The 12924-nt window shown below is 67.3% G+C and carries 14 protein-coding genes and 1 tRNA gene; 6 read left to right on the forward strand and 9 right to left on the reverse strand.

Annotated features, from left to right (window positions below; genetic code table 11):
• Positions 1–51: 51 nt before the first annotated feature.
• Entirely contained in the window at positions 52–801 is a 750-nt protein-coding gene (locus tag OCH7691_RS23840; protein ID WP_217808187.1) for a tyrosine-type recombinase/integrase, read from the reverse strand.
• A gap of 547 nt (positions 802–1348) precedes the next feature.
• Between OCH7691_RS23840 and OCH7691_RS21050 the strand changes: the two genes are divergently transcribed.
• The 3 genes from OCH7691_RS21050 to OCH7691_RS21060 are packed head-to-tail and all read left to right on the forward strand — an operon-like array spanning position 1349 to position 4100.
• The gene (locus OCH7691_RS21050; protein ID WP_085885594.1) at positions 1349–1912 is read left to right on the forward strand and encodes a DUF3489 domain-containing protein; all 564 of its coding nucleotides are present in this window, start codon (positions 1349–1351) and stop codon (positions 1910–1912) included.
• A gap of 14 nt (positions 1913–1926) precedes the next feature.
• A complete protein-coding gene (locus OCH7691_RS21055) occupies positions 1927–2382 on the forward strand; it encodes a DUF2924 domain-containing protein (RefSeq protein ID WP_085885595.1) in 456 nt (151 codons plus the stop codon).
• Positions 2379–4100 carry a recombinase family protein gene (locus OCH7691_RS21060; protein ID WP_085885596.1) on the forward strand — a complete coding sequence of 574 codons (1722 nt, stop codon included), beginning with the start codon at positions 2379–2381 and terminating at the stop codon, positions 4098–4100. Before OCH7691_RS21055 ends, OCH7691_RS21060 begins: the two co-directional genes overlap by 4 nt.
• Positions 4101–4278: 178 nt before the next feature.
• Here the strand turns inward: OCH7691_RS21060 and OCH7691_RS21065 are convergent.
• Positions 4279–4371: transfer RNA gene (locus tag OCH7691_RS21065), tRNA-Ser, on the reverse strand.
• A gap of 281 nt (positions 4372–4652) precedes the next feature.
• On the opposite strand from OCH7691_RS21065, the gene OCH7691_RS21070 reads away from it, so the two are divergent.
• Positions 4653–4952 (forward strand): hypothetical protein, encoded by a 300-nt coding sequence (locus OCH7691_RS21070; RefSeq protein ID WP_139839837.1) that lies wholly within the window; start codon positions 4653–4655, stop codon positions 4950–4952.
• A 374-nt stretch (positions 4953–5326) separates the two neighbouring features.
• Here OCH7691_RS21070 and OCH7691_RS21075 read toward each other — a convergent pair whose 3' ends face one another.
• The 4 genes from OCH7691_RS21075 to OCH7691_RS21090 form a co-directional block, all read right to left on the reverse strand.
• Positions 5327–5596, reverse strand: a complete 270-nt coding sequence (locus OCH7691_RS21075; protein WP_085885717.1) for a tetratricopeptide repeat protein — start codon at positions 5594–5596, stop codon at positions 5327–5329.
• Positions 5597–5761: 165 nt separating this feature from the next.
• Positions 5762–6262, reverse strand: coding sequence for a YbaK/EbsC family protein (locus OCH7691_RS21080; RefSeq protein ID WP_085885598.1), 501 nt, complete (start codon positions 6260–6262; stop codon positions 5762–5764).
• A 12-nt stretch (positions 6263–6274) separates the two neighbouring features.
• A complete protein-coding gene (locus OCH7691_RS21085) occupies positions 6275–7426 on the reverse strand; it encodes a trans-sulfuration enzyme family protein (protein WP_085885599.1) in 1152 nt (383 codons plus the stop codon).
• A gap of 21 nt (positions 7427–7447) precedes the next feature.
• Complete coding sequence (locus OCH7691_RS21090; protein WP_085885600.1) at positions 7448–8137, reverse strand: glutathione S-transferase N-terminal domain-containing protein; 690 nt, start codon at positions 8135–8137, stop codon at positions 7448–7450.
• Between the two features lie 167 nt (positions 8138–8304).
• Between OCH7691_RS21090 and OCH7691_RS21095 the strand changes: the two genes are divergently transcribed.
• Positions 8305–8982, forward strand: a complete 678-nt coding sequence (locus OCH7691_RS21095; RefSeq protein ID WP_085885601.1) for a cupin domain-containing protein — start codon at positions 8305–8307, stop codon at positions 8980–8982.
• A gap of 74 nt (positions 8983–9056) precedes the next feature.
• A complete protein-coding gene (locus tag OCH7691_RS21100; protein ID WP_085885602.1) occupies positions 9057–10466 on the forward strand; it encodes an amidase in 1410 nt (469 codons plus the stop codon).
• 15 nt (positions 10467–10481) lie between these two features.
• On the opposite strand, the gene era is transcribed toward OCH7691_RS21100, so the two are convergent.
• From era to lepB, 3 genes are read right to left on the reverse strand one after another with little or no spacing between them, the layout of a single operon-like run.
• Positions 10482–11414 carry a GTPase Era gene (gene era / locus OCH7691_RS21105; RefSeq protein ID WP_085885603.1) on the reverse strand — a complete coding sequence of 311 codons (933 nt, stop codon included), beginning with the start codon at positions 11412–11414 and terminating at the stop codon, positions 10482–10484.
• Positions 11407–12102, reverse strand: coding sequence for a ribonuclease III (gene rnc / locus OCH7691_RS21110; protein WP_085885604.1), 696 nt, complete (start codon positions 12100–12102; stop codon positions 11407–11409). Before rnc ends, era begins: the two co-directional genes overlap by 8 nt.
• Positions 12090–12836: a signal peptidase I gene (gene lepB / locus OCH7691_RS21115; protein WP_085885605.1), complete on the reverse strand. Its 747-nt coding sequence runs from the start codon at positions 12834–12836 to the stop codon at positions 12090–12092. The genes rnc and lepB overlap by 13 nt, the downstream gene beginning before the upstream one ends.
• Positions 12837–12924 lie beyond the last annotated feature (88 nt).

Raw genomic sequence — 12924 nt, forward strand, 5'->3', positions numbered from 1 at the left:
GCTGGTATAATCCCGCCAGGCGCCATTCCGCCCTCGGCTATCAGTCACCCATCAACTACGAAAGGAGCGCCCAAACGAGACTGGAATCCCCAAGCCCTTAACTGTCCACGAAACCGGGGGAACTCCAAGGAGCACAAAGTCATGCAGTTGCTCGGCATGCCATTTGTAGCGCTTGGTTTTCGGTTTGGCCGCGTTGTCACGCGTAGCTGTATAGAGCTGCTTGTATTCGTTGGGTGTGAACCAAGGCCGGCGTTCGATCTTGCTCTGCCGCCGGTAGGGGTCCGATAGATCGGGCAGGTTCTCCAGCCAGCCATGACGCTGGGCCGTCTTGAGCACCATGCTCAGGGTGACGACTTCGTTATGGATGGTATTGCGGGCAGGCGGCTTCCAGGGCCTCGGCTTCGGCTCTGCCTTCTTTTTCGCCTTGCCCTTGCCGCCCGCGTCTTTCTTGGTTTTGTCCTCGGGCGGATCGACGGGCTCCGGCTCCGTCATGCGATGCACGCGATATTCCTGCACCATGCCCGACGTGATCTGGGTGACGGTCTTCTTGCCGAAGAAGGGCAGGAGATGGAGACGGATGCGGTCCTTGTGGCCTTGCACCCATTTCGGGGAGCGTCGGCCTCGGGTGATGGCCTCATATTCCTCCTCGAACTTCTTCGCTGCCTCGGCAAAGGTCTTGCCGGTGTGCAGCTCGCCGAAGCGGTCCTTGGCGCACAGTTCGAGATACCAATCCTCGGCCACGTCCTTCGCACGGGCGAGGCTCTTCTCCTTCGTGCTCTTACGCCACTCCTTGCCTTTCATGTAGGTGGAGCAGTGCCATGTCCCGCCGTCAACACGGCGGTAAATGCGGACTTTGTCGCCTAGGGTTCGGTGTATCTCCATGGTGCGCCCATTTGTGTGATTCTGTGTGATTTTGTGTGAGTCCTGTGCGACCCATTTTTATTATATCACAGGGCGATTCTGGAAAGAATCGGAAGGCTTCAGAAATAGCAAAAGCCCTTGCATGTCAATGACTTGCAAGGGCTTTGATTTGGTTGCGGGGGTAGGATTTGAACCTACGACCTTCAGGTTATGAGCCTGACGGGTATAATGTATCCTGGCTGCCAAGGGCGCTCCTGTACGCCGGCTACGTTGTCCAAACGCGAATTCTAGGCATGCGGCAATTTCGCTCTTAGACCAGTTCATAGGAATAGCACTGGACTTCGCCCGTCTGGCAAGCATGCATGGTGGATGAGAGCTGCCCGGGCCCGATGAACCGGTAGCCCCGCCCCTGACCGGCCTCCCGGCGGGGCTTTGGGTGGTGGAAGCGCCGCGATCACCGCGGCGCTGAACACCAAAGGAGGCCACCATGCCCAGGCTCACCGATACCCAGCTCGTCATCCTCTCGACCGCCGCCCAGCGCGCGGATCGGGCCATCCTGCCGCCGCCCAAGTCACTTCGGCTCAACAAGGGCGCCGTGACATCGGTACTCAAGAGCCTGATCAGGAAAGGCCTGGCCGAGGAGCGACCCGCGGCCGCCGGCGCCGGGGTCTGGCGTGAGGAAAAGGATGGCAGTCGCCTGACGCTCGTCATCGCCGAGGCCGGTCTCGCGGCCATCGGCGTCGACGCTGCCAAGCCGGCCGACGCCCCCAAGACGAAGGTCAAGGCCACGGCGAAGGCGCCTCGCACGCAGGCCGCCAAGCCGCCAGCCAACGACGCCCCGCGCCCTGGCACCAAGCAGGCCCTGCTGGTCGACCTCCTCAAGCGCAAGAGCGGAGTGACCCTCGACGAGGCCGTCGAGGCCACCGGCTGGCAGCCGCACTCGGTCCGCGGCGCGATCAGCGGCACCCTCCACAAGAAGCTCGGCCTGAGCGTCTCGTCCGAGAAGGTCGAAGGCCGCGGCCGCGTCTATCGCATCGCCGCGCAAGCCTGAGGTCGGCGCCGCCCATGCCAAAGCCGATTGACGAGGCGCTGGAGGCCCTGCAGGCGCTCGACACGCCAGCACTGCGGACGCGCTGGGGGAAGGCCTTCAAGAGGCCTCCCCCGAAGCACGCTCGCCGTGACCTGCTCTTGCGCGCCCTCGCCCATCATGTCCAGGCGCAGGCGGCGGGCGGGCTCCGGCCGGTCGCACGCCGCAAGCTGGCCCGGGCCGCCCAGGACCTCCAGGACGGCAAGCAGGCCACGGCCCCGCCGCCGCAGCTACGACCGGGCACGCGGCTGGTCCGCGAGTGGAACGGCGAGACCCATGTCGTCGAGGTCCTGGCCGGAGGTTTCGCCTGGCGCGGCGCGACCTATGCCTCCCTCTCCGCCATCGCGCGGGCGATCACCGGTGCGCGTTGGTCCGGGCCGCGCTTCTTTGGCCTGCTGGTCAAGCGGCCAAGTGGCGGAAGGAAGGGGGCATGAGAGAGCGCCTCCGCTGCGCCATCTATACCCGCAAGTCCTCCGAGGAAGGTCTGGACCAGGACTTCAGTTCCCTGGACGCCCAGCGCGAGGCCAGCGCCGCCTACATCAGGAGCCAGGCCCACGAGGGCTGGCGGCTGGTCGACGAGCGCTTCGATGACGGCGGCTTTTCAGGGGGCACCACGGAGCGGCCCGCCCTGCAGCGTCTTCTCGAGAAGGTGCGGCAGCGGCGCATCGACGTCATCGTCATCTACAAGATCGATCGCCTGACCCGCTCCCTGGCCGACTTCGCCCGGCTTGCCGAGCTGTTCGACGCTTGCGGCGTCTCCTTTGTCTCGGTCACCCAGCAATTCAACACCACGACCTCGATGGGCCGCCTGATGCTCAACGTCCTGCTCTCCTTTGCCCAGTTCGAGCGGGAGATCACCGGCGAGCGTATCCGCGACAAGATCGCCGCCTCCAAGAAGAAGGGCCTCTGGATGGGCGGCACGCTGCCCCTCGGCTACGACGCCGTGGACCGCAAGCTGGTGATCAACCAGGCGGAAGCGGAGACGGTGCGGAAGATCTTTCGGCTCTATCTGGAGCACGGCAGGGTGCGGGCGGTCGTCGAGGAGGCCGAGCGCCTCGGGCTGCGCTCCAAGTCCCGCATCGGCCCCCGCGGCCAGTCGATCGGCGGCTTCCGCCTGCTCGCCGGGAACATCTACCAGATCCTGAAGAATCCCCTCTACATCGGCCGGATCCGTCATCGGGAGCTGAGCTACCCTGGCATGCACGAGCCCATCCTCGACCTGGAGACCTGGGATGCCGCCCAGCAGCAGCTTCTCGGCAACCGCAACGGTCACCGCTCCCGACCCAATGCCAGGGAGCCGAGCCCACTTGCCGGCATGATTGTCGATGCTGACGGCAACCGGTTCACCCCATCCCATACAACCAAAGTCGGGCGGCGCTATCGCTACTACGTCGATCAGGCCCTGATCACCGGTGAGAAGCCGAACGGCAGGCGCTTGCGGCGCCTCCCGGCCCTGGAGATCGAGGGCATCGTCCGACAAGAGCTCACGCAGCTGCTCTCCGAGCCCGGCCGCCTCCTGGCCGCCCTGGGCGACTCCCTGGACGCGGCTGAGACCGATCAGGCACTCCGCGAGGCCGGGAACCTCCACCAGGCTTTGGCGGAGGCCACGCCGGCCGCCTGGGCTGACCGCGTGCGGCCGATCCTTCGGCAGGTGGCAATCGGCGAAGACTTCGTACGGCTGAGGATCTTGCGCGACGGCTTGCGCGCCGCGCTATCCCTGCCCGCCATGGCGAACGAGCTCCTCGTCGAGGATGGTGACCGGGCTGACCGGGGGCTGCACGACATCCTGGTCCAGGCCCGGGTGCGCACGCGCGGCGGCCAGATCAAGCTCATCGTCGGGCCGCAGGGAGACCACGCCCGTCGCGACAAGGACGCCGCGCTGATCAAAGCGGTGGCCCGGGCCCATCTCTGGTTCGACCGCCTGAAGAGCGGCGAGGCGACCTCGGCCCGTGCGATCGCGCGCGAAGAGCAGGTGACAGGCTCCTACGTCAGCCGGTTCCTGAAACTCGCATTCCTGGCGCCCGACATCGTCGAAGCTATCCTCGACGGGCGGCATCCTGTCGACCTGACCGCCGAGCGCCTGCTCGTCCACCAGGACCTCCCCCTGAGCTGGGACGAGCAGCGCCGGCAGCTGGGTTTCAACCCCGGCTGAGTGGTACCACCGGATAGGCCCGACAGAGACAGCATCCCGGATTCGGCGGTTGGGCCCGCTGCAGACCGTCTCCCGGTCACACCCGCAAACAGCAGGACCCCGGAAACCCCGCGGAGCCGCGCGGTTCTCAGTCGACAGAAAATGCTTCTAAGACATTGATATAAAAAAGAAAAATGGGTGGCGGTGAGGGTGGGATTCGAACCCACGGTACAGCTTTTGACCGTACAACTCCTTAGCAGGGAGCCGCCTTCGACCACTCGGCCACCTCACCTCGCGCCCCCTGCAAATAACCCAGCCCACCGGGGGACGCAAGACCCGAAAGCCGTCCGCGATGCGCCTTTCGCGGAGAAATCGCGGGCCGGGCCGGTTTCGCTAACGTTCGGCGCTTAATACTAAATTAAGCGCGTTGGCCGTATCGTGCTGTCAGTGCGGGACGCTTGCCCGGTCACAGTCGCTCGCTCAGGTTCGTCGTTGATCGTAACCGGCGGCCCATAAGTGATCACCCGGCGTAGTGAGGCACAAGCCACCCCACTCTCGGCGATGGAGGTTGCCATGTTCAGTAAGAGTATCGCAGTCGGTGTCCTGGCCGGCGTTCTCGTGTGCGGCGCCGCTGCGGCCAACCCGATGTGCAACGATCGGACGAAGTTCCTCGATCATCTGTCGGCCAAGTACGAGGAAGCGCCGGTCTCGATGGGGCTCGCCTCGAACGGAACGGTTCTCGAGGTGCTCGCCTCGGAGAAGACCGGAAGCTGGACGATCATCATCACCAACCCGACCGGCCAGGCCTGCGTGATCGCGACCGGCGACAGTTGGGAAAACATCACCGTCGCGCTCGGCGAACCCAAGGTCTGAGACCGTATTCCGTCCGGGCGCCATCCAGGCGCCGGGACGGCGGTGCCCGGCGAGCGGCGGGTCGCACCCGTCTGCGCGGCAACGAGGCCCCGGCACAGCCGGGCGTCGAGGCCGATCGCCCGACACGGGAAATCCCGTCCCGACACGGCGAACGAACCGGAAACCCGCCTCGCACGAGGCCGCGAACCACCATGTAAGATCTGATTACGGGGCGCCTGCCCGGCCATGCGCCGGGTTGTTCCGCATTGCGCCTGCGCGGAGGACGCGCCGCCTGCCCGTCCGCCCTTGTCCCGGCGTCCGGACGTCCTCCGGAGAGCGCGGCCGTCAGTGCGATCCGGCGGCGAGGCCGCCAGGGCGACTCGACGGCATGGCCGTCAGTGCGACAGATACCATTCCCGCGCCAGGCGCTGGGCCTCGGCGATCTCGCGCGGCGTCATGTCGCGGGCGAGCTCGGAACGCAGTTCGCGAGCCTCCCGGAAACCGGCCATGGCCGCGATGTTGAACCATTTGTGGGCGGTGATCATATCGACCGGCACTCCCTGGCCGGTTGAATACATCAGGCCCAGGTCGAACTGGGCGGTCGGCTCGCCCCGCAGGGCCGCCTTCTCCCGGTTCCTGATATCGCTGCGTGCAACAGGCGTCATATCAACCTCCATCGTCTTCGGCGGGAGGGTCGTCCGACGCTGCGGTCATGCAGCCGTTACGCCTGCTCCCTATCTATGACGTATGGTGGAGCGAATTTGGTAAACATTTTCTTTCCGGATATTAGGCAATTTTGCTTCAAACTGTATCGAGCGCGCCGGACATGCCTATTTGCCGGCGTCGCTACCGATGTCGTCGAGCACGATGCCGCCGGTGAGCCGGCAGAGACCGGCGAAGTCGATGGCGAACACGCAATGGGGATGGCCGGCGGCGGCGTAGATCGTCTCGAAGCGCGCCAGCCCGGCATCGATGGCGAGCGGCATCGCGGTCGCAAGCCCGACCGGCGACACCCCGCCGATCGTGTAGCCGGTTGCCTGGCGGACGAAATCGGCATCGGCCCGTCCGACCCTGGCCTCGAGCCCGAGGCCGCGCCTCAGCGCCTTCGTGTCGCATTGCCGGTCGCCGGAAACGAGCGCCATCAGGGCCTGCTCGCCGGCGGCGAAGACCAGCGACTTGACGATGGCGCCCTGCGGGCAATCCAGACTGCGGGCCGCGTCGGCGGCGGTCCGCGCGGTTTCGGCGAGCGTCAGCACCTCACCCGCCCCGGCGGCGGCAAGCACTGCGGCGACCCGGCGAACCGGTTCACGTTCAAGCAGCTTCTCGTTCATCGGCCGTGACTCTCAGAGACTGGCAAGGGTGCGGTCGATATCGGCGATCAGGTCGCGGACATCCTCGACACCGATGGAGAGCCGGACCAGGTCGGCCGGCACCGGCGAATTCGGCCCCTCGACGCTCCGCCGATGTTCGGCGAGGCTCTCGACGCCGCCGAGCGAGGTGGCCTCGGCGAACAGCCCGAGCCTGGCCGCGAAGGACCGCGCCGCCGCCTCGCCGCCGGCGAGCCGGATACTGAGCATGCCGCCATAGAGCCCGTCGCGCATCTGCCGGCTGGCGACCGCATGCCCGGGGTGATCGGGCAGGCCCGGGTACAGCACCGCCGCGACCGCCGGGTGGTTGCGGAAATGGCCGGCGATCTCGGCGGCATTGGCGCTTGCCTGCCGGACCCGGAGAAACAGCGTGCGCATGCCACGGAGCAGCAGCCAGCTTTCGAACGGGCCGAGCACCGCGCCGTCGCCGCCCCGGCGTTCCCGGATGGTCCGCCAGAAATCGTCGGCCGCCCGGCAGACCAGCGCACCCGCCAGCACGTCGGAATGGCCGTTCAGGTACTTTGTCGCCGAGTGCATGACGATATCGGCGCCGAGTTCCAGCGGCCGCGTGATGACCGGGGTCGCGACCGTGGAATCGACGGCGACCTGCGCACCGGCCTGGTGGCCAAGCTCGGCGGCGCGGGCGATGTCGGTCACCTCCCAGGTCGGGTTGGCCGGCGTCTCGATCCAGAGCAGCCGGGTCGCGCCCGGATGCAGCGCCGCCTCGAGCGAGGCGATGTCGTCATTCTCGTAGTAATCGAGGGTCAGGCCACGGTCCGCCGCCTCGCGCTCGAGAAAGGCGCGGAAGCCCCAGTACATCCGGTGCGGCACGGCGATCCGGCTGCCGGACGGAACCGCGCGGATCACCGCCGCCGCCGCCATGCCGGAGGCGAAGAGCAGCGCCTCGGCGCCCCCCTCGAGGGCGGCAAGGACCGCCTCGGGCGTCGCATAGCCGGGATTGCGGTCACGGGTGTAGCGGACCGGTCCGGCGCCGCTCTCGTCGTGCTCGCGGACGAAGGTGGTCGCGACATGGATCGGCGGCACGACGGCGCCGAACGGCGCCGCCTCCCCGAAGGACGCCTGCACCGCCTGGGTCTCGGGCGTGAGCCCGTTGGTCTTGCCGCTCATGGATTGCCTTTGCCGGGGTTGTCAGCGGGCGCGCTGGCCGAACAGGATTTTCTGCGCTTCCGGATCCGTTACCTTGCCCTGCTCACGCAGTTCGGCGGCGAGCGCCTTGCCTTTCACGACGGCCGGACGCGCCGCGATGGTCTCGAACCAGCGTTTCAGGTTCGGGAATTCGTCCAGGTCCTGGCCCTGCCGCTCGTAAGACACGACCCAGGGCCATGACGCCATGTCGGCGATCGAGTAGTCGCGGGCCAGGAATTCGCGGTCGGCAAGCCGACGGTCCATGACGCCGTAGAGGCGGTTGACCTCGTCGGTATAGCGCTTGACCGCGTAGGGCGCCTGCTCAGCGGCATAGTGCCGGAAGTGATGCGCCTGGCCGCACATCGGTCCGAGGCCGCCGATCTGCCAGAACAGCCATTGCTGGACGTCGTACCTGCCGCGCAGATCACGCGGCATGAAGCGGTCGTGCTTCTCCGCCAGATAGGTCAGGATGGCGCCGGATTCGAAGATACTGAGCGGGCCGCCGCCATCCGCCGGGGCATGATCGACGACCGCCGGCATGCGGTTGTTCGGCGCGATGGCGAGGAAGGCCGGCTCGAACTGCTCGCCCTTCATGATGTTGACCGGCTTGAGCGTGTAGGGCGCCGCCAGTTCCTCGAGCATGATGGAGATTTTCCACCCGTTCGGCGTGGGCCAGTAATATAGATCGATCATTCGGCAACTCCCGTTCCGCGCCCCAACAGTGCCTCTCGACAGTCATCGTCAAAACCCGGCGCGCCGCACAGGAGCTTTGCGAGAACGCCGCGCGGTGCGACATTGAGTGTCCGGCCGGATCGCGCAGCTAGAATGGCACCGGTCACGCCCTGGCAGGAAGGACACCCATGTCGCATGAACTGAACGCCGATTTCCACGCGCGCGTCGCTATGGATACAGCGGCGATGGCCTGGCAAGCAAGCCCGAGCCCGAGTGTCTGGCGAAAACGCCTCGATCTCTCGGGGCCGGCCGAGGCCGGCCGGGTGACCGCCCTGGTCCGCTACGAACCGGGCAGTCGCTTCCCCGCCCATGAACATCCGGACGGGGAGGAAATCCTTGTCCTCGAAGGGACCTTCTCGGACGAACATGGCGACTATCCGGCCGGCAGCTACCTGCTGAACCCGGAAGGATTCCGGCATGCCCCCTTCTCCGTCGACGGCTGCCTGCTGTTCGTCAAGCTGCGCCAGTTCGGCGGCCCGGGGCGGGCGCATCACGCGATCGACACGGCGGCGCTCGACTGGCAGCCGGGCAACATGCCGGGGCGGTCGGTGAAGCCGCTCTATGCCGCCCCCGACGGGATCGAGCAGATGCGCCTCGTGCGCCTCGATCCGGGCGCGCAGGTCCCGCGCCATGTCCATGACCGGGGCGAGGAAGTGCTGGTCCTCGAAGGGGCGATCGCCGACGAGGACGGGACCTACGGCAAGGGCAGCTGGCTGCGGTTCCCCGACGGCAGCGCGCACAGCGTGCGGAGCGAGCACGGCGCCGTGATCTACGTCAAGCAGGGCCATCTGCCGCCGGCGTCGTAGGACGCGGCCTTCTGGCGCTTGCGCGAACCGCCCGAGGCACTAGGCTTTTCCCGAACCACAGGGGGAAGGACGAGATGTCTGACGATGCATGGCGCCTCGGCGCGATCGAACTGGCGGGCCGGATCGCCAACCGCGAGCTATCGGCGCGCCAGGCGGCGGAATCGGTGCTGGCGCGGATCGATGCGGTCAACCCGGCGCTGAACGCGGTCACGGTGATCGACCGCGACGGCGCGCTCGCCGCCGCGGACGCCGCCGACGAACGGCAGGCCGCCGGCAAGCCGCTCGGCCTGCTGCATGGCGTGCCGGTCACCGTGAAGGAGAATATCGACCAGGCGGGCCAGGCAACGACCATGGGCGTCGTCGCCATGAAGGACCTGGTGGCCCGGGACGACGGCCCGGACATCGCGCGCCTCAGGGCCGCCGGAGCGATCTTCGTCGGGCGCACCAACACCCCCGACTTCGGCCTGCGCTGGCATACCGACAACGCGCTGCGGGGCGCCACGGTCAATCCCTGGAACGCAGGCGTCACGCCCGGCGGATCGAGCGGCGGCGCCGCCGCCGCGCTCGCCACCGGCATGGGGCCGATCGCGATCGGCAACGATCTCGGCGGCTCGGTCCGCTACCCGGCGCAATGCTGCGGGATCGCCTCGCTCCGCCCGACCTTCGGCCGCAACCCGCGCTATACCGCGACCCAGACCGCCGAGCCGCTGCCGATGTCGCAACTGATGGCGGTCAACGGCCCGATGGCCCGCTCGGTCGCCGATGTCCGCCTCGCCTACCGGGTCGCCGCCGGCGCCAGCGCCGACGATCCGTGGTCGGTCCCGGCCCCGCTCGACGACATGCCGGCGGCCGAACCGGGCCGCGTCGCCCTGACCCGGGCGCCGGGCGGCAACGCCGCCGACCCACAGGTCGAGGCCGGGCTGGATCGCGCCGCCGCGGCGCTGCGCGATGCCGGCTACGAGGTCGAGGAAATGGAGCCGCCGGCGATCGCCGAGGCGTCCAATCTCTGGCAGGACCTGCTGTTCGCGGAGATCGCCGAGGTCACCTACCCGCGGCTGCGCGACATCGTCGGACCGGGCGCGCGGGAAGTGCTCGACCAGATGCTTGTCATGCGCCGCCCGCTCGACCTCCCCGGCTACATGCAGGGCGTGGCGAAACGGGCCACCCTGCTCCGCGAATGGCAGCAATTCCTGGTCCGCTACCCGATCGTTCTCGGGCCGATCTCGACGCGGGTACCGTTCGCCGTCGGCGCCGATATCGGCGCCGGTTCCGATTTCACCGGGATCGCCGACAGCATGCGGCTGGTCATCACCGTCAACCTGCTCGGCCTGCCCGCCGCCGTTGTCCCGGTCGGCGCCGACGGCGGCCTGCCGCAGGCGGTCCAGCTCATCGGCGCCCGCTTTGCCGAGGAATCCTGCCTGCGCGCGGCCGAGGCGATCGAGGACCGGCTCGGCCCCCTGACCCCGATCGACCCGCGCAACTGAGAACGCGACAGCCGTTCAGTCGGAATAGTCGAGGCCCATCTCGCGATAGCGTTCCGGATCGTCCTCCCAGCGCGGCCGGACCTTGACGAACAGGAAGAGGTGGACCCGGCCGTCGAGTATGGTTTCGAGTTCGGCGCGGGCGGCGGCGCCGATCTTCTTGATCATCGAGCCGCCCTTGCCGAGGACGATGGCCTTCTGGGTCTCGCGCGCGACATAGATGACCTGCTCGATCCGGACGGCGCCCTTGGCGGCGTCCTTCCAGCTTTCGGTCTCGACCGTCGTCGCGTAGGGCAGCTCCTCGTGCAGCTGGGTATAGAGCTGTTCGCGGGTGATCTCGGCGGCAAGCTGGCGGAGCGACGCCGTCGCGAGCTGGTCCTCCGGGAACAGCCAGGGGCCGGCCGGCAGGCGCGCGGCGAGATGGGCCTTCAGGTCCTCGACCCCGTCGCCGGTCAGCGCCGAGATCATGAACACGGCCTCGAAGGGAAGCATCTCGCTGAGCTGCTGCGCGAGATCGAGCAGGGTCACCCGCTTGACCGAGTCGACCTTGTTGAGGGCGAGAACGAGCGGCCGCTTGTCACCTTCGAGACGGCGCACGATTTCCCGGACGTCGCCGGTCAGTCCGCGCTTGGAATCGACCAGCAGGACGACCATGTCGGCGTCGGCGGCGCCGCTCCAGGCGGCCTCGACCATTGCCCGATCGAGCCGGCGACGGGGCTGGAAGATGCCCGGCGTGTCGACGAACACGAGTTGTGCCGGCCCGGCCATCGCGATGCCGGTGATGCGCGTCCGGGTCGTCTGCACCTTGGGCGAGACGATCGCGATCTTCGAGCCGACAAGGGTGTTGAGCAGGGTCGACTTGCCGGCATTGGTCGCGCCGATCAGGGCGATGAAGCCGGCCCGCGTGGTTTCGGCCGTGCCTTCCGCTTCGGGTCCGGTCGGTTCAGTCATGATCGATACGCCCCAGCAGGTCCTGTGCCGCCGCCTGTTCCGCCTTGCGCTTGGAGAGCCCGGTCGCCCGTGCCGGCCGGCGCTCGCCGAGCTTCACCTCGACGGTGAAGACCGGTTCGTGCGGCGGTCCCTCGGTACTGACAATCCGGTATTCCGGGAGCCCGAGGCCGCGGCGATGGGCAAGTTCCTGCAACAATGTCTTGGGGTCCTTCGTGCTCTCGGATTGTTCGAGACGGCTTTGCCAGTGGTCGATGATGAAGCGTCGGGCGACATCCATGCCGCCGTCGAGAAACAGTGCGCCGATAACCGCCTCCAGGCAGTCGGCGAGGATGGCCGGCTTCTCCCGGCCGCCGCTCGCCGCTTCGGAGGTGGCCATGCGGATATGCTGGCCGAGGCCGATTTCCAGGGCGATCGCCGCCAGGCTCTCGCGCCGGACCAGGGCATTCAGGCGCGGCGCCAGGTCGCCGGCCGGATCGCTCGGATGGCGTTCGAACAGCAGCGTCGTGATGACCAGGCCGAGGACCCGGTCGCCGAGAAACTCCAGCCGCTCGTAGTCGCCGCCGCTCTCCGAGCCCTGGAGCGAGGAATGCGACACCGCCTCGCGGAGCAGCCCCTGGTCGGCGAAGCGATGCCCGAGCGTTTCCTGCAGCGCGGCGAAATCCCCTGGCGTTTCGGTCAATGGAGCCATTCGAGGAAGCGGCTCCAACGCCAGGCCCAGGGCCATTTCCAGAATTCGAAGAAGGCCGCGCTGCCGTCATGGGAGAAGAAGATGATCTCCGCCCGGCCGACCAGGTTGACCGCCGGCACGTAGCCGACCGCGCGCTGCACGCGGCTGTCCTGGCTGTTGTCGCGGTTGTCGCCCATCGCGAAGAAATGGCCCTCGGGAACCGTGTAGACATCGGTGTTGTCGAGATCGCCGCGCGGCGTCATGTCTAGGACATTGTAGCTGACCCCGTTCGGCAGCGTCTCGCGATATTGCGGGATGCGCCGGAAGTTGCCGTAGGGATCGGTATAGACGAAATCCTCGATCTTGGTCTTCTCGACCGCCATGTCGTTGATGTAGAGGACGCCTTCCCTGACCTGGATATGATCGCCCGGCAGGCCGACGATGCGCTTGATATAGTCGGTCTTGTTGTCGGCCGGCAGCTTGAAGACGGCGATGTCGCCGCGCTCGGGCTGGTCGAAGAAGACCCGGCCGGGAACGAGCGGCAGGCTGAACGGCAGGGAATGACGGCTGTAGCCGTAGGAAAATTTCGAGACGAACAGATAGTCGCCGACCATCAGGTTCGGCAGCATCGATTCAGAGGGGATATTGAACGGTTCGAACAGGAATGTCCGGATGCCGACCGCGATCAGGACCGCGTAGACAATCGTCCGGACCGCTTCGCCGAAACCGCCTTTGGCGGTCGTATTCGCTCGCATTACGCCAACCTTCCCGTCTCATTCCGATTATGTGTGTCTGTTCTGGGTATCGGCCGCCACCCGGCGCAGGCGCGCGGGCGCGCGGCGC

Origin of the sequence: Oceanibacterium hippocampi, from assembly GCF_900172325.1 — a bacterium.
In the GTDB taxonomy this organism is placed as follows: domain Bacteria; phylum Pseudomonadota; class Alphaproteobacteria; order Sneathiellales; family Sneathiellaceae; genus Oceanibacterium; species Oceanibacterium hippocampi.

What these genes read in the sequence shown, in the direction of transcription:
- OCH7691_RS23840 (WP_217808187.1), bottom strand. Translation starts at nt 801, where the DNA reads ATGAAAGGCAAGGAGTGGCGTAAGAGCACGAAGGAGAAGAGCCTCGCC.
- OCH7691_RS21050 (WP_085885594.1), top strand. Translation starts at nt 1,349, where the DNA reads ATGCCCAGGCTCACCGATACCCAGCTCGTCATCCTCTCGACCGCCGCC.
- OCH7691_RS21055 (WP_085885595.1), top strand. Translation starts at nt 1,927, where the DNA reads ATGCCAAAGCCGATTGACGAGGCGCTGGAGGCCCTGCAGGCGCTCGAC.
- OCH7691_RS21060 (WP_085885596.1), top strand. Translation starts at nt 2,379, where the DNA reads ATGAGAGAGCGCCTCCGCTGCGCCATCTATACCCGCAAGTCCTCCGAG.
- OCH7691_RS21070 (WP_139839837.1), top strand. Translation starts at nt 4,653, where the DNA reads ATGTTCAGTAAGAGTATCGCAGTCGGTGTCCTGGCCGGCGTTCTCGTG.
- OCH7691_RS21075 (WP_085885717.1), bottom strand. Translation starts at nt 5,596, where the DNA reads ATGACGCCTGTTGCACGCAGCGATATCAGGAACCGGGAGAAGGCGGCC.
- OCH7691_RS21080 (WP_085885598.1), bottom strand. Translation starts at nt 6,262, where the DNA reads ATGAACGAGAAGCTGCTTGAACGTGAACCGGTTCGCCGGGTCGCCGCA.
- OCH7691_RS21085 (WP_085885599.1), bottom strand. Translation starts at nt 7,426, where the DNA reads ATGAGCGGCAAGACCAACGGGCTCACGCCCGAGACCCAGGCGGTGCAG.
- OCH7691_RS21090 (WP_085885600.1), bottom strand. Translation starts at nt 8,137, where the DNA reads ATGATCGATCTATATTACTGGCCCACGCCGAACGGGTGGAAAATCTCC.
- OCH7691_RS21095 (WP_085885601.1), top strand. Translation starts at nt 8,305, where the DNA reads ATGTCGCATGAACTGAACGCCGATTTCCACGCGCGCGTCGCTATGGAT.
- OCH7691_RS21100 (WP_085885602.1), top strand. Translation starts at nt 9,057, where the DNA reads ATGTCTGACGATGCATGGCGCCTCGGCGCGATCGAACTGGCGGGCCGG.
- era (WP_085885603.1), bottom strand. Translation starts at nt 11,414, where the DNA reads ATGACTGAACCGACCGGACCCGAAGCGGAAGGCACGGCCGAAACCACG.
- rnc (WP_085885604.1), bottom strand. Translation starts at nt 12,102, where the DNA reads ATGGCTCCATTGACCGAAACGCCAGGGGATTTCGCCGCGCTGCAGGAA.
- lepB (WP_085885605.1), bottom strand. Translation starts at nt 12,836, where the DNA reads ATGCGAGCGAATACGACCGCCAAAGGCGGTTTCGGCGAAGCGGTCCGG.